Below are 19,375 nucleotides of genomic sequence, written 5' to 3'. Positions count from 1 at the left end.
GCGAGGGTTGCGAGCTTGCTCGCTACTCGCAGCGGGATGGGCTGCAATGCGCGCACCATTACCCTCTCCACTACGACTAGAGCATCGAGCGTTAAATCTGACCCATCGTCCCGTTCGTGTCGAGCGCCGTCGAGACACCCATCAGCGTGGCGCAAGGTCGATGAGTGTCTCGACTTCGCTCGACACGAACGGATAAGGGGCGTTGCAGATTCATGGCACGCCGCTCTAGCGGCAAGCCGAAGGGGAAATCAACCGCCCGAACGCGCCGCCTGTTCGGCCCGGAGCGCGGGCGACGGCTCGCCTTTCAGCTCGCCATAGCGCAGCGGCTCGCCGCACCCCGGACAGATCGTCGCCGTCCCGACATCGGCGCCGCACGCGCGGTGCACATAGCGCATCGCCGGCCCGCCGCCCGTCTCGCCGGGCGTATAGGCCCAGCGCTCGGCCCAGCCGCGCAGGGCATAGAGCACGTCGAACAGATCCCTGCCCTTGGCGGTCAGCCGATATTCGTGGCGCGGCGGCCGGTCGCGATAGGCATGGCGCTCGATCACCCCTTCCGAAAGCAACCGCTTGAGCCGCGCCGAGACGAGCTGCGGCCCAAGGCCGGTGGTCGCGACGATCGTCTCGAACCGCCGCCGCCCGAAGAACAGCTCGCGCAGGATCAGCAGCACCGCCCGGTCGCCGAGCAGCTCGGCCGAGCGGCCGAGCGGGCAGAAGGTGTTCGACAGGTCGGTGCGTTTGGGCAAACTCTAGCCCCTCCTTCGTTCGTCATTCCCGCGAAAGCGGGAATCCAGTTCCAACGCCGGTTCGCTGGATTCCCGCTTTCGCGGGAATGACGAATGACTTTTACTCTTGTTACTATGATTATCATAGTTACTATCACCCGCAAGAGGAGATTCGCCCGTGACCGATCCAGCATCCACTCGCGCGGCCGTCATCGTCGGCGCCGGCGATGCGACGGGCGGCGCCATTGCGCGCGCCTTCGCCGCCGAAGGGCTGACCGTCTGCGTCAACCGGCGCGAGCGCAATGCCGACGCGCTCGAAAGGCTCGCGCAGTCGATCCACGACGCGGGGCATCAGGCGCGCGCCTTCCCCGCCGACGCCCGCGACGAGGACGCGATGATCGCCCTGTTCGATCAGGTCGAGGCAGAGGTCGGGCCGGTCGAGGTCGCGGTGTTCAACATCGGCGCCAATGTGAATTTCCCGATCGGCGAGACGACGGTGCGCGTCTACAGCAAGGTCTGGGAAATGGCGTGCCTGGCCGGGTTCCTGATGGGGCGCGAGGCCGCGAAACGCATGACGCCGCGCCGTCGCGGCACCATAATATTCACCGGCGCGACCGCCAGCTTGCGCGGCGGGTCGGGCTTCGCCGCCTTTTCGGGGGCGAAGGCGGCGCTGCGGATGCTCGCCCAGTCAATGGCGCGCGAGTTGGGGCCGCAGGGCATTCACGTCGCGCATGTCGTGATCGACGGCGCGATCGACACCGAATTCATCCGCGACCGCCACCCCGATTTCGACAATGCCAGGGCGCAGGATCTGATCCTGAACCCCGACGCGATCGCCGCACAATATGTGGCGCTGCACAAGCAACCGCGGAGCGCGTGGACGCACGAACTCGACCTTCGCCCATGGGGAGAAAAATGGTGACGGAAATTCCCTCTCCCCTTGCGGGAGAGGGTTGCGGAGACTTGGCGGCTCGGCCGCCTAGTCATAGCTGGGTGAGGGGTATGCGATCCACAGGATCGCGCGAGCTTCGCTCGCAACCCCTCATCCAAGTCCGCCTAATCGCTTCGCGATAAGGCTCCCTATCCTTCTCCCGCAAGGGGAGAAGGGAAAGGATTTGAAGCATGACCAAGACCCTCGAACTGATCTTCGATTTCGGCAGTCCCAACGCCTATCTGACGTTGAAGGTCCTGCCGGGCATCCTCGATCGCACCGGCGCCGAACTGGCGGTCACTCCCTGCCTGCTCGGCGGCATCTTCAAGGCGACGGGCAACAAGGCGCCGATGGTGCAATATGCCGGGGTGCCGGCAAAGCTCGCCTACGAGAATCTGGAAATGCGCCGCTTCATCGAACGGCATGGGCTGACCCGCTTCCAGCTCAACCCCCATTTCCCGGTCAACACCCTGCTGATCATGCGCGGCGCCATCGTCGCCGCGGACGAAGGGCGGCTCGACGCTTATGTCGAGGCGGTGAACCGCGCGATGTGGGAGGAAGGGCTGAAGATGGACGACCACGCCGTCGCCGCCGCCTTCCTGTCGGCCAACGGTTTCGACGGCCCGGCGTTGCTCGCACGGACGCAGGAGCCCGCCATCAAGGAAAAGCTCGCCGCCAATACCGAGGCCGCCGTCGCGCGCGGAGTGTTCGGCATCCCGACCTTCTTCGTCGGCGACGCGATGTTCTTCGGCAAGGATCGCCTGGCCCAGGTCGAAGAGGCGCTGCTGGGCTAGAATCTGCCGCCATCGGACGGCCGCGCCGGAACCACCGCATCGGCCGCCGTAACCGGCGCCTGCATGCTGCGGCCGGCCACGAAAATTCCCGCGATCACCAGAAACAGCCCGGCGACGTGGAAGAGATGCAGTTCCTCCCCCAGGAACGCGATCGCCAGCCCGGCGCCGATCAGCGGCATGACGTTCATATACTGCCCCGTCGCCGCCGACCCGATCAGTTCGACGCCGCGGTTGAAGAAGAGATAGGCAAGGAACGAGGGGAAGATCGCGACATAGGCGATGGCCAGCACGCTTTCGCGCGCGGCGACGATCCGCCGCCCCTGCACCAGTTCGCCGGCATAGAAGGGCGCGATCGCCACGATCCCGATCAGGATCGAACCCGCCAGCAGGCTGAGCGGATGAACCGGCGGGCGGCGGCGCAGCAGCACCGAATAGACCGCCCACAGCACCACCGCGAAACCGATGATCGCATCGCCGCCGTTGAGCCGCAGCGCGAGCAGCGCCTGCAGGTCGCCGCGCGAGATGATGGTCAATACCCCGGCCAGCGAGACGGCCACGCCCGCGATCTGCCGCGCCGTCGTGCGCTCCTTCATCAGCAGCGCCCCGATCAGCAGGATCAGCGCCGGCTGCGCCGACTGCATGAGCATCGCATTGAGCGCGGTCGTGGTCTGGAGCCCGCTGTAGAGCAGGGTATTGAACGACCCGATCCCCAGCATCCCCAGTAGGATCATGATCGGCCAGTGCGCGCGCAGCACCGGCCAGTCGCGCCGAAGGTGCGGCCAGGCGAGCGGCAGCAACAGCAGCAATGCGAGCGCCCAGCGCCAGAAGGACAAGGCGATCGGCGGCACGAAATCGCGCGCGGCCCGCCCGACGATCGAATTGCCGGCCCAGCAGGCCGCGGTCAGCGTCAGCAGCAGATAGGGCCGCGCCCACAATCCCGCCAGCCCCGCCCCCGGAGCCGCGCGCACCGATTCTTCCATGCCTGTTCCGTCGTTCATCGCGCCTCCGTGCCGTGCCGGGCATCCGGAGGCAACCGCTTGCGCGCTCCCGCGCATCCGCTAAACACGCTCGATGGATCAAATCGTCATTCGCGGCGGCCAGCGACTCAAGGGCCGTATCCCCATTTCCGGCGCCAAGAATGCCGCGCTCACCCTGCTCCCCTGCGCGCTGCTCACCGACGAGCCGCTGACGCTGCGCAACCTGCCGCGACTCGCCGACGTCGACGGTTTCGGCCACCTGCTCAACCAGCTCGGCTGCTCGACGACGATCGAAGGGTCGCGGCCGGAGGATTTCGGGCGCGTGATGACCGCGCGCGCGACGACGCTGACCTCGACCGTCGCCCCCTATGACATCGTGCGCAAGATGCGCGCGTCGATCCTCGTCCTCGGCCCGCTGCTGGCGCGCGCGGGCGAGGCGACGGTCAGCCTGCCCGGCGGCTGCGCGATCGGCAACCGGCCGATCGACCTGCACCTGAAGGCGCTCGAAGCCTTCGGGGCGGAGATCGAGCTCGCCTCGGGCTATGTGAAGGCGAGTGCGCCGGGCGGACGGCTGGCCGGCGGCAGGTTCACCTTTCCCGTCGTGTCGGTCGGCGCGACCGAGAATGCGGTGATGGCGGCGGTGCTCGCCAAGGGGACGTGCGTGCTCGAAAATGCGGCGCGCGAGCCCGAGATCGTCGACCTGTGCAACTGCCTCGCCGCGATGGGCGCCGAGATCGACGGCATCGGCAGCGAGACGCTGACCATCGAGGGCGTCGACCGGCTGCACGGCGCGACCTATCGCGTCATGGCCGACCGCATCGAGGCGGGAAGCTATGCCTGCGCCGCGGTCATCACCGAAGGCGACGTCGAACTGGTCGGCGCGAAGGCGGCCGAGATGGAGGCGACGCTCGCCGCGCTGCGCGAGGCGGGCGCGACGGTGGAGGAGGTCAAGGGCGGTATCCGCGTCGCCATGTCGGGCCGCGCCGAACCCGTGACGCTGTCGACCGCGCCCTACCCCGGCTTCGCGACCGACATGCAGGCGCAGTTCATGGCGATGGCGACGCTGGGCACCGGCGCTTCGCTGTTCACCGAGACGATTTTCGAGAATCGCTACATGCACGTTCCCGAACTCGCGCGCATGGGCTGCGACATCCAGGTCAAGGGCCGCACCGCAGTCGTCCGCGGCGTCGAAAAGCTGGTCGGCGCGCCGGTGATGGCGACCGACCTGCGCGCCTCGATGAGCCTGATCATCGCCGGGCTCGCCGCCGAGGGCGAGACGCAGGTCAACCGCGTCTATCACCTCGACCGCGGCTATGAGCGGCTGGAAGAAAAATTGCAGGCGGTCGGCGCCGATATCGAGCGGGTCAGCGACGACTGACGCGGTGTGCGAAAAGCGCGCAACATCATTTCAAGGCATACAGAGCACACGGTACGCCCCTTTGTTCGAGGGGTCGTGCGTCCATTCGACCTCCCCTCCCGCTTGCGGGAGGGGCAGCGAGGCTTGCGAACTTGTTCGCTAGCCGCAGCGGGGTGGGCAAATGCAACGCCGCTGGCCCACCCCCGACCCCTCCCGCAAGCGGGAGGGGAGACGCGTGTATGCACAAATTGAAGCAGTCATGCGTCGAAGGCCGGCACGGCGCGATAACGTAGGAAAGCCTTTCGTAGGTCGCTCCGGCGTCAGTCGCGCGGGTTCTCGCTCGCCATGGCCGAGCATTCGGGGGCGTCGACCGCGACCGATACCATGTTTCCGCTGACCGAGGGGCGCTCGGGCCGCTTCGCCACCGCGATGATCAGTCCGGCGAGCGCCACCGCGCCGCCTGCGATCGACAGCGGCGCCCAGTGATAGTCTTCGAAGACGGTCGAAAAACCCATCGCGATGATCGGGATCAGCACGCTCGACCACGCCGCCTGCCCCGGGCCGACGGCGCGGATCACGCTGAAATAGAGCGGAAAGGACACCGCGCTGGCGACGATACCCAGATAGAGGACGCCCAGCAGATAGACGGGCGTCGCCTCGATCGTCGGCGGCCCGGTCGTAATCCATGCAAAGCCGCCATCGGCGAGCGCGCCGAAGAGCATCGCCCATGCGATCATCACCGTCATCGACTGCGCGCGGGCGATCTTCGTCCCCTGCATGACGTTGGCGATCGAGGCCGAGAAAACCCCCGTCAGCGTCAGCAGCGTGCCCGCGACCACCGCCTGCGGACCGAGCGCCGCGGCGCGATATTCGTGCAGGATCATCAGCCCGACGCCGACGATCGCGATTCCGGCACCCGCCAGGAAGCGCCCTTCGAGCGGAGTCTTCAGGAACAGCCGCCCGAACAGCGTGTTCGGCACGATGAGCAGCGCGAACAGCACCGCGACCAGCCCCGACGTGATATGCTGTTCGGCGCGATAGACGAAATTGAAGTTGAAGGTGAACTGCGCGATGCCGAGCAGCACGACGAAGGCGAAGGCCCGGCGGTCGAGCCACAGCCGTTCACCCCGCATCGCGGCGAACAGGAACATCGCGGCCGCCGCGACGATGAAGCGATAGGTCACCGACCAGCTCGGCGGGACGATGCCGAGTTGCCCCTTGATGACGATCCACGTCGATCCCCAGATCAGCGTTACCAGAGCGAAGGGGATAAGGACGCGCGGATGGAGGAGCGATACGCCGGGCTGGCTCATAGCGCGGCGATCGCCGCCGCGAGCGGCGCCGTCGAGGCGGCGTCCTGATCCCAGCTGGTGACGAGGCGCGCGGCGCCTTCGCCCCAGTCGTAGAAATCGAATCCCTGTGCGCGCAGATCGGCCGCCTCTTCGGCGGTCAGCCGCACGAACAGCTCGTTCGCCTCGACCGGATACATCAGCCGGTCGCCGCAGGCCGCGGCGAGCGCCGCCGCCCCGGCGTTGGCGGCGCGCGCGTTGGCGAGCCACAGATCGTCCTTCAGCATCGCGCGGATCTGCGCCGCGACGAAGCGCCCCTTGCTGAGCAGGTGCCCGCCGCGCTTCTTGAGTTCGCGTACGCCAGCACCGCCGCTGCCGCCGAAGAACACCAGCGCCTCGGCCATCATCGCGCCGTTCTTGGTGAAGCCGAACGACAGCGCGTCGACCCCGGCGCGCCAGGTGACGTCGGCCGGCGTGCAGCCGAGAAAGGCGACCGCATTGGCGAAGCGCGCGCCGTCCATGTGCAGCTTCATGCCGCTGGCCTTCGCGATCTCGCTGATCTCGGCGACCTCGTCGGGACGCCAGGACAGGCCATATTCTGTCGCGTTGGTGATGCTGATCGCCGCCGGCTGGACCTGGTGGACGTCGGCGCGGATGCCGGCGATTCGCGCCTTCAGCGCATCGGCGTCGATCTTCGCCCCCGTGCCGGGCAGCGGCATCAGCTTGGCGCCGCCCGAATAGAAGGTCGGGGCGCCGCATTCGTCGACCTCTATATGCGCTTCCTCATAGCAGAGGATGCCCTGCCACGGCCGCACGAAATGGGCGAGGATAATGCTGTTCGCCGCGGTTCCGGTCGAAATCCAGACGACCTCGCACTCCGTTTCGAACAGGTCCGAAAAGGCCGCGTCGAGCGACCGGCTGAGCGCGTCGCCGTCATAGGCGGTATCGACGTGGTTCGCCGCGGCGAGAGCGTCCATGACCGCGGGATGGACCGCAGCCGCATTGTCGGAAAAGAAGCGCAGGGCGGTCATGCCGCCGCCCTTAGCGCAGGACGGGCATCCTGCTAAGCCGTTATTTGCTCCACGCGTCCGGCGCGGCGTCCCGGTCGGGCGAGCGCGGACGGTAGAGCCATTTGCCCTTGGTCCGCGACCGGCGCACCAGATATTCGCCCGGCATCAGCAGGCGGAAGTGCGTGCCGTTGCGGTCGAGCAGCAGACCGAAACGGGGCAGCAGGATCGAACGGCTGTGCCATTCGTAGACGCCGTCGTTCGGCGCGGCAGGATTCTCCATGGCGGACCACTCCGCTCCCGAGCAAAATCGCCCCGTTCCGATGGCGGGAGACTCCATCGGACCCGGAACGTCCTTACCGCGATTCGGTTGCATGGTGGTGGCAGGGGCGGACGGCACGGCGCATGAAACGACCGGACCGACCGGCTTCGGCCGCGCGAGCGCGGCCAGCCGAAAACCGCGCCGCGCCGCGCGATCAGCGGTCGCGCTTCGCCAGCAGCTTGAGCCGCAGCGCGTTCAGCTTGATGAAGCCCGCCGCGTCCTTCTGGTCATAGGCGCCGGCGTCGTCCTCGAAGGTGACGTGGCGCTCGCTGTACAGGCTGTGCGGCGAATTGCGGCCGACAACGGCGGCACTGCCCTTGTAGAGCTTGAGCCGCACCGTGCCCGTCACCTTTTCCTGGCTGTGGTCGATCGCCGCCTGCAGCATCTCGCGCTCGGGCGCGAACCAGAAGCCGTTGTAGATGAGCTCGGCATATTTCGGCATCAGCTCGTCCTTCAGGTGCGCCGCGCCGCGGTCGAGCGTGATGCTTTCGATCCCGCGATGCGCGCGGGCATAGATTTCGCCGCCCGGCGTCTCGTACATGCCGCGCGACTTCATGCCGACGAAGCGGTTCTCGACGAGGTCGAGCCGGCCGATGCCATGCTTGCGGCCAAGGTCGTTGAGCGCCGCGAGCAGCGTCGCGGGCGACATCGCCTGCCCGTTCAGCGCGACGCCGTCGCCGCGCTCGAAATCGATGGTGACATATTCGGGCGCATCGGGCGCATCCTCGGGGTTCACCGTGCGCGAATAGACATAGTCGGGGGTCTCTTCCCACGGATCCTCGAGCACCTTGCCCTCCGACGAAGTGTGGAGAAGGTTCGCGTCGGTCGAGAAGGGACTTTCGCCACGCTTGTCCTTCGGCACCGGAATCTGGTGTTTTTCGGCGAAGTCGATCAGCGCGGTGCGGCTCGTCAGGTCCCATTCGCGCCACGGCGCGATCACCTTGATGTCAGGGTTCAGCGCATAGCAGGACAACTCGAAGCGCACCTGATCGTTGCCCTTGCCCGTCGCACCGTGCGCGACCGCGTCGGCGCCGGTCTGCTTCGCAATCTCGACCAGCCGCTTCGAGATCAGCGGCCGCGCGATCGAGGTGCCGAGCAGATAGTCGCCCTCGTAGCGGGCGTTGGCGCGCATCATCGGAAAGACGAAGTCGCGGACAAACTCCTCACGCAGGTCGTCGATGAAGATATGCTCGGGCTTGATCCCCATCAGCTCGGCCTTGGCGCGCGCGGGTTCCAGTTCCTCGCCCTGCCCCAGATCGGCGGTGAAGGTCACGACCTCGCAGCCATAGCGGGTCTGCAGCCACTTGAGGATGACGCTGGTGTCGAGCCCCCCCGAATAGGCGAGGACGACGCGCTTGATGGACTCGGACATGATGGCACCTTCTGGCGGGAGACGACGCGGGCGCGGCTAGCAGGCCAGCCCGCGCGGCGCAACGGCCTGATCGGGCGAAGGGGCGGAAAAGGGCGCGGCCACATCCTTCGCCATGCGGAACTTTCCCTGGCGAAAGCCGGGGTCCAGCTACGTGCGCCTGCCTCGCATGGACCCCGGCTTTCGCCGGGGATCACCAGCGTCCCTGTCTCAAGGGTATAAACGCCAACTCGTTTCAGAGCCTGCCCCGGACCCGATCCGGGGGTCCATGGCCTGCCCTCGAATGAAAAGCGGCGCAAAAGGGAAACAAGTTCAGCATGACGAAGGATGGACCTGATCCGGGAAAAGCAATCCAGGGCGGTTACCGCGCACTCTGGATTGCCGCGCGGCTTCGCCGCTCGCAATGACGAGTCCATTCGATGTCATCGCGCTCTGACCGCACCGCGAGCGCGCGGAGCGTAGGAACAGCGCGTCAGGCGGCGCGCAGAAGCCGGAAGTCGACGCCGCTCGGGTCCTGAAAGGGCCGCAGTCCGAATTCGGGCATGATCGCGAACAGATGATCGAAGATATCCGACTGGATATCCTCATATTCCGCCCACGCGGTCGTGCTGGTGAAACAATAGATTTCGATGGGAAGGCCCTGCGCCGTCGGCGCCAGCTGCCGGACCAGCAACGTCATGTCCTTCGATATGCGACCGTTCGCCCGCAGATAGGCGAGGACATAGGCGCGGAAGGTGCCGACGTTGGTGACGCGGCGGCTGTTGACCGGATCGTGCCCGGCCCGTTCGACCCGGGCATTCCATTCGCCCAGTTCGCCCTGCTTGCTCTCCAGATAATCGTCGATCAGCCGCAGGCGGCGCAGTTGCTGCTCTTCGTCCGCGGTCAGAAAGCGGATGCAGTTCTGGTCGATCAGCAGCGACCGCTTGATCCGGCGCCCGCCCGATTCCGACATGCCGCGCCAGTTCTTGAAACTCTCCGCGATCAGGCGATGCGTCGGGATGGTGGTGATCGTCTTGTCCCAATTCTGCACCTTGATCGTGTGCAGCGCGATGTCGATCACGTCGCCATCGGCGTTGAGCTGCGGCATTTCAATCCAGTCGCCGACGCGCAGCATGTCGTTCGAGGTGAGCTGCACCGACGCGACGAGCGAAAGTATCGTATCCTTGAACACCAGCATCAGCACCGCGGCCATCGCGCCGAGGCCGGACAGCAGCAGCAGGGGCGATTGCTCCATCAATGCCGCGACGATCAGGATCGCCGCCCCGGCATAGAGGATGATCTTCAGCACCTGCATATAGCCCTTGATCGGCCGGCTCGCGGCGTCGGGCCGCCGCTCGTATATCTCGTTCCCCAGGCTGAAGGCCCGGCTGATCGCCATGGCGATGAAGAGGATGATGGAGGCGGCGACGACATTGCCGACCACGGTGACGACGCCCGCGGGCAAATGCGGCACCGCTCCGATGCCCGACGAGATGACAAGCGCGGGAAAGACGTTGGCAAGCCTTGCCGCGACGGGAACCGGCGTCGGCCCGCCCTGCGGCAGCCAGCGCAGCGCGACGCGCAACACGACATGCTTGACGATGAAGTTGACGACCCAGGCGATGGTGAGGAGCAGGCCCAGGCCGATCAAGGTCTCGGCCCAGGGCGGCAGGTCGGCAAGGAAGGGAAAAACAGCAGCGATCGAGAGGGTTTCGGTCGTGATGGAATGCATGACATCGTGCCTGCTGGCGCGCAGGCCTGTCTCCTTTGGCTATGGACGGGATATCAAAACATCGCACGCCCCGCGCGCCGGTGTCAAATTTCGCCGACTTCCGCAGGCTGACCTACGCCTTTGTCATGCCGAACCCGTTTCCGCCTTTTCACGCCGCCAGCGAAAGTCGCAGCCCCAATGCCCTGCATATCCTGACCAGCGTATCGAGGGTCGGATTGCCGTTCTCACCCAGCGCCTTGTAGAGGGCTTCCCGCGTCAGACCGGTCTTGCGGGCCAGCGCCGTCATGCCTTGCGAGCGAGCGATGGTCCTCAACGCCTCGCGGATTTCCTCGCTGTCGCCGTCTTCCAGATAGGTGTCGAGATAGGCGGCGATATCCTCGGGCGTGCGAAGAAGTTCTGCCGGATCCCAGATTTTGGTTTCAATAGCCATCATTCGATCTCCTTCGCCATCGCCTTGGCCTTTTCGATGTCGCGCGATTGCGATCCCTTGTCGCCACCGCACAGCAGGATCACCACGACATCGCCCCGCCTCGTAAAATAAACGCGATATCCGGGCCCGAACGTGAAGCGCAGTTCGCTGACTCCGCCGCCGACCGATTTGACATCCCCCGAGTTACCCGTCGCAAGACGATTGAGGCGCTTTGCGATACGAGCGCGTGCTGCAACGTCCCGGAAGTCCGGCAATCCACTGGATGAAATCGTCCGTGCGCCGAATTTCGATCATATGTGAACTATAGATTACACGGTCAGACGTGTCAACTACGGATTACATCGCGCCATATTGCGCTTCCGCCTCGCCCATATAATCCCGCGTCAGCGGCAGCGCGCGGCGGCTGCGGGCGAACTGGATCTGGTAATTGCCCATGCTGCCGCTCTCGAACGCCGCGGTCGCGCCGGCGAGGTAGAAGGTCCACATGCGAAAGAAGCGCTCGCCCATCATCGCCACGATCTGTGCCTCGTGCGCGACGGTGCGCGCATACCATTGGCGCAGCGTCAGCGCATAGTGGAGGCGCAGCGTCTCGACGTCGGTGGCGATCAGCCGGCATTTCTCGCTCGCCGCCACCGTCTCGCTGAGCGCGGGGATATAGCCTCCGGGGAAGATATATTTGCGCGTGAAGGCGTCGGTCGATCCCGCCCCCCCGAAGCGGCCGATGGTGTGGAGCAGCATCACCCCGTCCGCCGTCATCAGGTTCGCGCAGGCGCGGAAGAAGGCCTCGAAATTGCGCGCGCCGACATGTTCGAACATGCCGACCGAAACGATGCGGTCGAAGCGCCCCGGCTCGCGCGCCGCAAGGTCGCGATAATCGATCAGTTCGAAGCGCACGCGGTCGGCGACCCCCGCCGCCTCCGCACGCTGGCGCGCGAGGGCGAGCTGCTCGTCCGACAGGGTGATGCCCAGCACCTCGACCTGCTCCAGCTTCGCCAGCGTGATCGCCATCCCGCCCCAGCCGCAGCCGATGTCGAGCACGCGCTGCCCGGGCGCGAGCGCGAGCTTTGCCGCGATATGCGCCTTCTTCGCCGCCTGCGCCTGCTCCAGCGTCATGTCCGGCCGCGGCCAGTAGGCGCAGCTATATTGCATGTCGTCGTCGAGGAAGAGGCGATAGAGATCGTTGCCGATGTCGTAGTGATGATGGACGTGGGCGCGCGCGCTGCGGCGGCGGTTGATCGAGTTGAATCGCGTCCGCACCCCTTCCAGCCATTCGCCGAAGACGGTCTTGTCCTTGAGCTTCGCCCCGCGGTCCCACGGCGTGTTCATGCGCAGCAGCGCGATCAGCTCCATGATGTCGCCCTCGACGATCTGGAGGTCGCCGTCCATGAAGGTTTCGCCGGCGCCGAGGCGCGGATCGAAGATGATCCGGCGCATCGCGCGCCGGTTCCGGAAGCGGACGGTGACCTCCGGAAAACCGGATTCGGGCTCGCCGAAACGCTCTTCGCGACCGTCGGGCATGACGACGGTCAACCTGCCGCGGCGCACGACGCGGGTAAGGAAGGGACGCAGGATCGACATAGGTCTCGGTTCAGAACCCCCGTGGCGGCATTTGGTTGCGCTCGGTTGCCGGCATAGCATGCAGGATCGCCGATGTCGTCCCGGTCGCGGCGCGGAGCCCGCGTCGTGCACGCAATGCCCGATTGTCCGTCATCCCAGCGAAAGCCGGCACGACGTTCGGGGCCGGACGACCTCGAAGCGCTACGGCGGGACAGTCTAAGAACTGCGGGAATTCAGATCATATCGCGTTGATTTGTAAAAGTCGTGTTCCCCCGCGAAGGCGGGGGTCCATCTCCCACCGGTTCCATCTTGCGCCGACCGGAGATGGGTCCCCGCCTTCGCGGGGACACACGACCCGGAACAAGCCGCAATCTGAATCCCACAGACCTTAGGCGGCCGCCTCCGCCGCATATTCCTCGCGGTAGCGGGTGCGCAGCGTCACCTTGTCGATCTTTTCGGTGCCGAGCTTGGGCAGCGGATCGCGCGCGATCCAGATGCGCTGCGGCACCTTGAAGGGCGCGAGGCGCGCCTTCAGGAAATCGGCCAGCCCCGCGGCATCGAGCGCGCTGCCCGGCTTCGTCCACAACACGGCGCCCGGCACCTCGCCCAGCCGCTCGTCGGGCAGGCCGAACACCGCGCATTCGTTCACGTCGTCATGTTCGTAGATCGCCGCCTCGACCTCCTGGCAGCTGATGTTCTCGCCGCCGCGGATGATGATGTCCTTCTTGCGGTCGACGATGAACAGATAGCCGTCCGCGTCGAGATAGCCGAGGTCGCCCGAGCGGAAATAGCCGTTGGCGAAGATCGCCGCCTTCGTCGCCTCGGGATTGTTCCAATAGCCTTCGAAATTGCAGACCGAGCGGATGCAGATTTCGCCGACCTGTCCCTGCGGCAGCGCGTTGCCGTCGTCGTCGAGGATCGCGAGGTCGACGAGCGGCTTCGACGCCGGGCCGGTCGACAGCGGCTTTTCGAGATAATTCTCGTTGATGATGCCGCAGCCGACGGCGTTGGTCTCGGTCAGGCCGTAGCCGAGCAGCGGCTTGCCGTCGCCCATCTCGGTGGCGAGGCGCTTGACGTGCTCGGGCGGACGCGGCGAACCGCCGCCCGCATAGCTCTTGCAGGTCGACAGGTCGTATTTCGACCGGTTCGGATGGACGAGGATCTCGTAGCTCATCAGCGGCACGCCGACGAAATAATTGACCTGTTCGTCCTGGATCAGCCGCATCGCCTCTTCGGCGTTCCATTTCGGCATCAGCACCAGCTTGCGCCCCAGCGCGAAGCTTTGCAGGAACACCGGAATCTCGGCGGTGACGTGGAACAGCGGCGTGCAGATCAGCGTCGCGGGCTGGATGTCCGACATCAGCCCGTCCTGGGTCAGCAGATGGACGATGCTGGCGGTCTGGGTCACATAGTTGAAGACCGCCTGCACCACCGCCTCGTGCCGCGAATAGGCGCCCTTCGACTGGCCGGTCGATCCCGAGGTGAAAAGGATGGTCGCAAGGTCCTGCCCGGTCAGCCGCGGCAATTCGGTCTCCGCGCTGCCGCCCGCGTCGGTGATCGGCGCGATCGCCTCGTCGATCGGCCTGGCGATGTCGAGCGTGATCACCGTCGCGCCGTGCGCGGTTCCGGCGAGCCGTTCGGCGCGCTGCGGGTCGGCGATGACCAGCTTCGCCTCGCTGTCGGCGATCCCCGCCGCCAGCTCGCCGCCCTGCCACCAGCCGTTGAGCAGCGTCGCACAGCCGCCCGCCAGCAGCACGCCGATATAGACGACGCACCAGGCGTTGGCGTTGCGCATCGCGATCGCGACGCGGTCACCGCGCTGCACCCCGTGCCCTTCGACCAGCGCCGCCGCGACCCGCCGCGCGGCCGCATAGGTCTGCCGGAACGACAGGCGCTCGTCGCCCTCGACCAGGAAGGTCGCGTCGCCGTGCTGCGCGCAGAAGAAGGCGACATAGTCGGCGAGGTTGGTCGGCGCATTGGTGATGAACGGCAGGTCCCGCCCGAAGCGTTCGACCGATCCGACCTGGATGAGCCCTCCGGGGCCGGTGATCTGTTCGTAAGCGGCGTCCAGGCGCAGGTCGAGCGCGGATGGCATCAGTATCTCTCCTCTTGGTCTCGGTGCGCTTACCCCTTATGGGGAAAGGCCTCTCCTGGGGAAGGGCCGAGCCTTTATGACATTTCCTGCGCTTCTAGCCGAAGCAACGCAATATTTGAACTTCCATGATCTGATGGGCGAAAACAGCGAAATCGCCTTCCACGTCTTCGGCCTGCCGATCCGCTGGTACGCGCTCGCCTATCTCGCCGGCATCTTCGTCGGCTATTGGTATCTGCTGAGGCTAATCGCGCAGCCGGGCGCCCCGATGGCGCGTCGCCACGCCGACGACATGATCTTCTATGCAATGCTCGGCATCATCCTCGGCGGCCGCATCGGCTATGTCCTCTTCTACAATCTCGGCGCCTATCTGGCCGACCCGATCGCCATCTTCCGCCTGTGGGACGGCGGCATGTCGCTGCACGGCGGCGTGGTCGGCGTGCTGATCGCCATCTGGTACGTCACGCGCAAGGAAAAGCTGAGCTTCCTGCGCTTCTGCGACTATATCGCGTGCGTCGTGCCTTTCGGCCTCTTCTTCGGCCGCGTCGCCAATTTCGTCAACGGCGAGCTGTGGGGACGCCCGACGACGGTGCCCTGGGCGATCATCTTTCCGGGCAGCGGCACGATGGACCCGCGCCACCCGAGCCAGCTCTACGAGGCGGGGCTGGAGGGCGTCGTGACCTTCCTCGTCCTCGCCTTCATCTTCTGGCGCACCGATGCGCGCTACAAGCCCGGCTTCCTGTTCGGCATGGCGGCGATCCTCTATGGCCTCAGCCGCTTCGCGCTCGAATTCGTCCGCGAACCCGACGTCCAGCTCGGCACGCTGCCGTGGGGGCTGACGATGGGGCAGACGCTGACGGTGCCGATGCTGATCGCCGGAATCTGGCTGGTCGCGACCGCCAGGGGCCGCCGCCAGCGCGTCGAGCCGATCGCGGGGCCCGACAGCATTGCGTGACGGCCCGCCCACGCCGGCGCAGCTGATCAGGGAAGTGGCGGCGGGACGGCCGATGACGGTCGCCGACTATATGGCGGCCGCCAACGCGCATTATTATGCGACGCGCGACCCGCTGGGGACCGCCGGCGACTTCACCACCGCGCCCGAGATCAGCCAGATGTTCGGCGAGATGATCGGCATCTGGATCGCCGACCTGTGGCGGCGCGCGGGCAGCCCCGCGATTCGCTATGTCGAGATCGGCCCCGGCCGCGGCACGCTGGCCGCCGACGCGCTGCGCACGCTCGCGCGCTTCGGCTGCGCGCCGCAGGGCATCCATCTGGTCGAGGCGAGCCCGGTGCTGCGCGCGGCGCAGGCGGCGCGCCTGTCGTCGGCCGAGCATCACGACGCGGTCGACGCCCTGCCCGACGACCTGCCGCTGATCGTCGTCGCCAATGAATTCTTCGACGCGCTGCCGATCCATCAATATGTGCGGACGGCGGACGGCTGGCGCGAGCGCATGGTCGAGCGCCGCGACGGCCGCCTCGTCGCGGTCCCCGGCGACACGCCGGTGGACGAGATCATCCCCCCGGCGCTGCGCGTGCGCGGCGAGGGCACGATCGTCGAGACCGCCCCGGCGGCGGCGGCGGTCATGCACAAGTGCAGCGCCCGCCTCGCGCGGCAGGGCGGCGCGATGCTGGCCGTCGACTATGGCTACAGCGGCCCGGCGGCGGGCGACACGCTGCAGGCGGTGAAGGCGCATCGCTTCGCCGATCCCTTCGCCGATCCGGGCGAGGCCGACCTGACCGCGCATGTCGATTTCGCCGCGCTCGCCCATGCCGCGCGGCGCCCCTCGACCCACGTCCTCGGCCCCGTCGGACAGGGCATCTGGCTGAGCGCGATGGGAATCGACGCGCGGCTCGAAACGCTGAGCGCCGCGGCGCCCGCGCGCGCCGCCGAACTGCGCGGCCAGCGCGACCGGCTGGTCGAGCCCGGCCAGATGGGCGAGCTGTTCCAGTGCCTCGCGGTGTCGGCGGCCGGCTGGCCGCGCCCCGCCGGCTTTCCGGAGTGACCGCATGACCGCCGCCGTCGTCCCCGCCCGCGCCGACGATGCCGAGGCGCTGTCGCGCTTTGCCGAAGCGGCCTTCGTCGACACCTTCGGCCCTCTCTACGACCCCGCCGACCTCGCGGCCTTCCTCGCCGACTGGAACCCGCCCGCGCGCATCCGCGCGCAGATCGCCGACCCCGCCTGGACGATCGGGCTGGTGCGCGATGCAGGGGGCGCGATCGCGGGCTTTGCGAAGCTCGGCCCGATCGACTTCGCGCTGCCCGAAGGCCAGCCCGCCGACGATGCGACCGAACTGCACCAACTCTATGTCGGCGAGGCGGCGAAGGGCACCGGGGTCGCCGCCGCGCTGATGCAATGGAGCATCGCCTGGGCCCGCGAGCGCGCCGCCATCCTCTATCTGTCGGTGTTCACCGAAAATCCGCGCGCGCAGGCCTTCTATCGCCGCTATGGTTTCGTCGACGTCGGCCGCAACGCTTTCCGGGTCGGCAACCATATCGACGAAGATCGCATCTGGAGGCTCGACCTGTGACCCCGCCCTTTCGCACCGCCGCGCCGCTGGAGGGCGTCCCGCACGGTTTCTTCGGACGCCGCGGCGGGGTGTCGGGCGGCGACCTCGCTTCGCTCAACTGCGGGCTCGGGTCGGGCGACGATCCCGCGCTGATCGCCGAGAACCGCCGCCGCGCCGCCGACGCGCTGTTGCCCGGCGCGGCGCTGGCCGGCCTCTATCAGGTCCACGGCAACCGCTGCGTCGTCGTCGATGCGGCAAGCGACCCCGCCGCGCGGCCGGAGGCGGACGCGCTTGCGACCCGCACCCCGGGCATCCTGCTGTCGATCCTGACCGCCGACTGCGTGCCGGTGCTGTTCGCCGACCGCGAGGCCGGCGTCGTCGGCGCCGCACATGCCGGGTGGAAAGGCGCGCTCGCGGGCGTCACCGACGCGACGCTCGACGCGATGCAGGGACTGGGCGCCGACGCCTCGCGCATCACCGCCGCGATCGGCCCGTGCATCGGCCGCGCCTCCTATGAGGTCGACGAGGCTTTCGTGCAGCGCTTCGTCGACGATGACCCCGAAAACGAGCGCTTCTTCGCCGCCGCGCGCGCCGGCCACGCGATGTTCGACATCGCCGCCTATGTCGCCGCGCGCCTTGCCGCGGCGGGGGTGGCGCGGATCGCGATCGACGGGCAGGACACCTATGCCGAGGCCGCGGAGTATTTCAGCTATCGCCGCGCCTGCCACCGGGGCGAGGACAGCTATGGACGCCAGATGGCGCTGATCGGCATCGCGGCGCGATGAGGGGAACGCGATGAGGGAGGTGCGATGACGGGGGCACGGCTGTTCGGGCTGGTCGGCGGGCTGCTGGCGTTCGCCCTGATGCGGATGCTGCCGGCGCCCGCGGGAATGGAGCCGGGCGCCTGGGCGGTCGCGGCGATGACGCTGCTGATGGCGGTGTGGTGGATGACCGAGGCGATGCCGCTGACGGTCACCGCGCTGCTGCCCTTCCTGCTCGTGCCCAGCTTCGGGGTGATGGATTCCAACGCCATCGCCAAGGAATATTATTCGCCGATCCTGTTCCTGATCCTGGGCGGCGCCTTTCTGGCGCTGGCGATCGAGCGCGTCGGCCTGCACCGCCGGGTCGCGCTGGCGCTGCTCAAGCGCGCGCCGCCGACCGCGACCGGGCTGCTCTTCGCCTTCATGGCGGCGACCGCGGCGATCGGCCTGCTCGTCTCCAACACCTCGACCGCGCTGATCATGATCCCGATCGCGCTCGCGGTGATCGAGGCGGCGGGCATCCCGGAAGGAGAGACAGAGGGTTTCGCCGGTGCGGTGATCATGGGCACCGCCTTCGGCGCGACGATCAGCGGGTTCGGGACGCTGGTCGCGACGCCGACGAACGCGATCGCCGCCGGGCTGATCGAGCGGACGCTGGGCGTGCACATCTCCTTCCTCGACTGGCTGATGTTCGGCCTGCCGGTCGTGATCCTGAGCGTGCCGATCGTCACCTTCGTCCTCGCGCGCGTCCAGCGATTGAAGGACCATCCCTTCGACGCCGCCGCCGCGGCGAGCGCGCTGGGCGAGGCGACGACGTGGAGCCGCGCCGAGCGCCGCGTCGTGCCCGTCGCGCTGCTGGTCGTCGCGGCGTGGATCGCGCAGCCGCTGCTGGCGCCGCTGTTTCCGAAGGGCGCACTGACCGACGGCACGATCGCGGTGGCGGGCAGCCTGCTGCTGTTCGTCGTTCCCGACGGGACGGGCCGTCCGCTGCTGGTCTGGAAGGAAGCCGACCGGGCGCCGTGGGGCGTCATCATGCTGTTCGGCGGCGGGCTGGCGCTGGCGGCGGCGATGACCGAAAGCGGGCTCGCGGCGTGGCTCGGCACCATCCTCGCCCCGCTCGGCGCGATGCCCGCGATCCTGCTGGCGCTGATCATCGTTGCGCTGACCATCCTCGTCACCGAGTTCGCGAGCAATGTCGCGACCGCGAGCGGCATCATGCCCGTGCTGACCGCGCTGATCGCGGCGACGGGGGCCGATCCGATCCTGCTCGCCCTGCCCGTCGCAATGGCGGCGAGCTGGGGCTTCATGCTGCCGTCGGGCACCGGGCCGAGCGCGCTCGCCTGGTCGACCGGCCACATCGCGCTGCCGCGCATGCTGAAGGCCGGGCTGGTCCTCGACATCATCGGCGCGCCGCTGCTGATCGGGGTGATCTGGACCGTCGCGATGCTGGTGTAGGGCGGGGCGGCCGTGGCACGCGCCGCGCGCGGATTTCGTTTCAATTGCAACCGGCGCTGTTGTAGACGGAACGCCTCATCCAAAGGAGCATTT

General features: G+C 67.4%; 19 protein-coding genes. 8 read left to right on the top strand and 11 right to left on the bottom strand.

Annotation, left to right across the window (positions count from 1 at the left end):
- Positions 1 to 248 precede the first annotated feature (248 nt).
- Positions 249 to 743, bottom strand: coding sequence for a winged helix-turn-helix transcriptional regulator (locus tag ABS88_RS05525; RefSeq protein ID WP_076077627.1), 495 nt, complete (start codon positions 741 to 743; stop codon positions 249 to 251).
- A gap of 157 nt (positions 744 to 900) precedes the next feature.
- On the opposite strand from ABS88_RS05525, the gene ABS88_RS05520 reads away from it, so the two are divergent.
- Both ABS88_RS05520 and ABS88_RS05515 read left to right on the top strand, forming a co-directional pair.
- A complete protein-coding gene (locus tag ABS88_RS05520) occupies positions 901 to 1,644 on the top strand; it encodes an SDR family oxidoreductase (RefSeq protein WP_286749387.1) in 744 nt (247 codons plus the stop codon).
- Positions 1,645 to 1,844: 200 nt separating this feature from the next.
- The gene (locus ABS88_RS05515; protein WP_076074361.1) at positions 1,845 to 2,447 is read left to right on the top strand and encodes a 2-hydroxychromene-2-carboxylate isomerase; all 603 of its coding nucleotides are present in this window, start codon (positions 1,845 to 1,847) and stop codon (positions 2,445 to 2,447) included.
- Here ABS88_RS05515 and ABS88_RS05510 read toward each other — a convergent pair.
- Entirely contained in the window at positions 2,444 to 3,445 is a 1,002-nt protein-coding gene (locus tag ABS88_RS05510; protein ID WP_199775058.1) for a DMT family transporter, read from the bottom strand. The genes ABS88_RS05515 and ABS88_RS05510 overlap by 4 nt on opposite strands.
- A gap of 73 nt (positions 3,446 to 3,518) precedes the next feature.
- Between ABS88_RS05510 and murA the strand changes: the two genes are divergently transcribed.
- Positions 3,519 to 4,802 (top strand): UDP-N-acetylglucosamine 1-carboxyvinyltransferase, encoded by a 1,284-nt coding sequence (gene murA / locus ABS88_RS05505; RefSeq protein ID WP_067113200.1) that lies wholly within the window; start codon positions 3,519 to 3,521, stop codon positions 4,800 to 4,802.
- Between the two features lie 299 nt (positions 4,803 to 5,101).
- On the opposite strand, the gene ABS88_RS05500 is transcribed toward murA, so the two are convergent.
- The 9 genes from ABS88_RS05500 to ABS88_RS05460 form a co-directional block, all read right to left on the bottom strand.
- Positions 5,102 to 6,094, bottom strand: coding sequence for a DMT family transporter (locus tag ABS88_RS05500; RefSeq protein WP_076074353.1), 993 nt, complete (start codon positions 6,092 to 6,094; stop codon positions 5,102 to 5,104).
- On the bottom strand, positions 6,091 to 7,092 hold the full coding sequence (locus ABS88_RS05495; protein WP_076077624.1) for a threonine aldolase family protein: 1,002 nt from the start codon (positions 7,090 to 7,092) through the stop codon (positions 6,091 to 6,093). The genes ABS88_RS05500 and ABS88_RS05495 overlap by 4 nt, the downstream gene beginning before the upstream one ends.
- Before the next feature lie 49 nt (positions 7,093 to 7,141).
- Positions 7,142 to 7,360 (bottom strand): hypothetical protein, encoded by a 219-nt coding sequence (locus ABS88_RS05490; RefSeq protein ID WP_067181756.1) that lies wholly within the window; start codon positions 7,358 to 7,360, stop codon positions 7,142 to 7,144.
- A gap of 193 nt (positions 7,361 to 7,553) precedes the next feature.
- Positions 7,554 to 8,771 (bottom strand): argininosuccinate synthase, encoded by a 1,218-nt coding sequence (locus ABS88_RS05485; protein WP_286749386.1) that lies wholly within the window; start codon positions 8,769 to 8,771, stop codon positions 7,554 to 7,556.
- A gap of 469 nt (positions 8,772 to 9,240) precedes the next feature.
- Positions 9,241 to 10,479 carry a mechanosensitive ion channel family protein gene (locus tag ABS88_RS05480; protein WP_076074351.1) on the bottom strand — a complete coding sequence of 413 codons (1,239 nt, stop codon included), beginning with the start codon at positions 10,477 to 10,479 and terminating at the stop codon, positions 9,241 to 9,243.
- A 148-nt stretch (positions 10,480 to 10,627) separates the two neighbouring features.
- Positions 10,628 to 10,912, bottom strand: coding sequence for an addiction module antidote protein (locus tag ABS88_RS05475; protein WP_076074348.1), 285 nt, complete (start codon positions 10,910 to 10,912; stop codon positions 10,628 to 10,630).
- On the bottom strand, positions 10,909 to 11,163 hold the full coding sequence (locus ABS88_RS05470; RefSeq protein WP_324787703.1) for a type II toxin-antitoxin system RelE/ParE family toxin: 255 nt from the start codon (positions 11,161 to 11,163) through the stop codon (positions 10,909 to 10,911). Before ABS88_RS05470 ends, ABS88_RS05475 begins: the two co-directional genes overlap by 4 nt.
- A gap of 82 nt (positions 11,164 to 11,245) precedes the next feature.
- Positions 11,246 to 12,487, bottom strand: coding sequence for an SAM-dependent methyltransferase (locus ABS88_RS05465; RefSeq protein WP_076074344.1), 1,242 nt, complete (start codon positions 12,485 to 12,487; stop codon positions 11,246 to 11,248).
- Between the two features lie 367 nt (positions 12,488 to 12,854).
- Positions 12,855 to 14,561 (bottom strand): class I adenylate-forming enzyme family protein, encoded by a 1,707-nt coding sequence (locus ABS88_RS05460; RefSeq protein ID WP_076074341.1) that lies wholly within the window; start codon positions 14,559 to 14,561, stop codon positions 12,855 to 12,857.
- Positions 14,562 to 14,637: 76 nt separating this feature from the next.
- Here ABS88_RS05460 and lgt point away from each other — a divergent pair, with 76 nt between their 5' ends.
- The 5 genes from lgt to ABS88_RS05435 are packed head-to-tail and all read left to right on the top strand — an operon-like array spanning position 14,638 to position 19,282.
- Positions 14,638 to 15,513 carry a prolipoprotein diacylglyceryl transferase gene (gene lgt / locus ABS88_RS05455; RefSeq protein WP_076074339.1) on the top strand — a complete coding sequence of 292 codons (876 nt, stop codon included), beginning with the start codon at positions 14,638 to 14,640 and terminating at the stop codon, positions 15,511 to 15,513.
- Positions 15,514 to 15,565: 52 nt separating this feature from the next.
- On the top strand, positions 15,566 to 16,561 hold the full coding sequence (locus tag ABS88_RS05450) for a class I SAM-dependent methyltransferase (protein WP_234002572.1): 996 nt from the start codon (positions 15,566 to 15,568) through the stop codon (positions 16,559 to 16,561).
- A gap of 4 nt (positions 16,562 to 16,565) precedes the next feature.
- Entirely contained in the window at positions 16,566 to 17,087 is a 522-nt protein-coding gene (locus tag ABS88_RS05445; RefSeq protein ID WP_076074334.1) for a GNAT family N-acetyltransferase, read from the top strand.
- Positions 17,084 to 17,851, top strand: coding sequence for a peptidoglycan editing factor PgeF (pgeF, locus tag ABS88_RS05440; RefSeq protein ID WP_076074332.1), 768 nt, complete (start codon positions 17,084 to 17,086; stop codon positions 17,849 to 17,851). Before ABS88_RS05445 ends, pgeF begins: the two co-directional genes overlap by 4 nt.
- A 24-nt stretch (positions 17,852 to 17,875) precedes the next feature.
- The gene (locus ABS88_RS05435; protein WP_076074329.1) at positions 17,876 to 19,282 is read left to right on the top strand and encodes an SLC13 family permease; all 1,407 of its coding nucleotides are present in this window, start codon (positions 17,876 to 17,878) and stop codon (positions 19,280 to 19,282) included.
- Positions 19,283 to 19,375: the final 93 nt, after the last annotated feature.

The organism is Sphingopyxis sp. SCN 67-31 (assembly GCF_001725095.1).
This window is presented reverse-complemented; position numbering and strand designations above follow the sequence as displayed.

What these genes read in the sequence shown, in the direction of transcription:
- ABS88_RS05515 (WP_076074361.1), top strand. Translation starts at nt 1,845, where the DNA reads ATGACCAAGACCCTCGAACTGATCTTCGATTTCGGCAGTCCCAACGCC.
- ABS88_RS05510 (WP_199775058.1), bottom strand. Translation starts at nt 3,445, where the DNA reads ATGAACGACGGAACAGGCATGGAAGAATCGGTGCGCGCGGCTCCGGGG.
- murA (WP_067113200.1), top strand. Translation starts at nt 3,519, where the DNA reads ATGGATCAAATCGTCATTCGCGGCGGCCAGCGACTCAAGGGCCGTATC.
- ABS88_RS05500 (WP_076074353.1), bottom strand. Translation starts at nt 6,094, where the DNA reads ATGAGCCAGCCCGGCGTATCGCTCCTCCATCCGCGCGTCCTTATCCCC.
- ABS88_RS05490 (WP_067181756.1), bottom strand. Translation starts at nt 7,360, where the DNA reads ATGGAGAATCCTGCCGCGCCGAACGACGGCGTCTACGAATGGCACAGC.
- ABS88_RS05485 (WP_286749386.1), bottom strand. Translation starts at nt 8,771, where the DNA reads ATGTCCGAGTCCATCAAGCGCGTCGTCCTCGCCTATTCGGGGGGGCTC.
- ABS88_RS05480 (WP_076074351.1), bottom strand. Translation starts at nt 10,479, where the DNA reads ATGCATTCCATCACGACCGAAACCCTCTCGATCGCTGCTGTTTTTCCC.
- ABS88_RS05475 (WP_076074348.1), bottom strand. Translation starts at nt 10,912, where the DNA reads ATGATGGCTATTGAAACCAAAATCTGGGATCCGGCAGAACTTCTTCGC.
- ABS88_RS05465 (WP_076074344.1), bottom strand. Translation starts at nt 12,487, where the DNA reads ATGTCGATCCTGCGTCCCTTCCTTACCCGCGTCGTGCGCCGCGGCAGG.
- ABS88_RS05460 (WP_076074341.1), bottom strand. Translation starts at nt 14,561, where the DNA reads ATGCCATCCGCGCTCGACCTGCGCCTGGACGCCGCTTACGAACAGATC.
- lgt (WP_076074339.1), top strand. Translation starts at nt 14,638, where the DNA reads ATGACATTTCCTGCGCTTCTAGCCGAAGCAACGCAATATTTGAACTTC.
- ABS88_RS05450 (WP_234002572.1), top strand. Translation starts at nt 15,566, where the DNA reads ATGACGGTCGCCGACTATATGGCGGCCGCCAACGCGCATTATTATGCG.
- ABS88_RS05445 (WP_076074334.1), top strand. Translation starts at nt 16,566, where the DNA reads ATGACCGCCGCCGTCGTCCCCGCCCGCGCCGACGATGCCGAGGCGCTG.
- ABS88_RS05435 (WP_076074329.1), top strand. Translation starts at nt 17,876, where the DNA reads ATGACGGGGGCACGGCTGTTCGGGCTGGTCGGCGGGCTGCTGGCGTTC.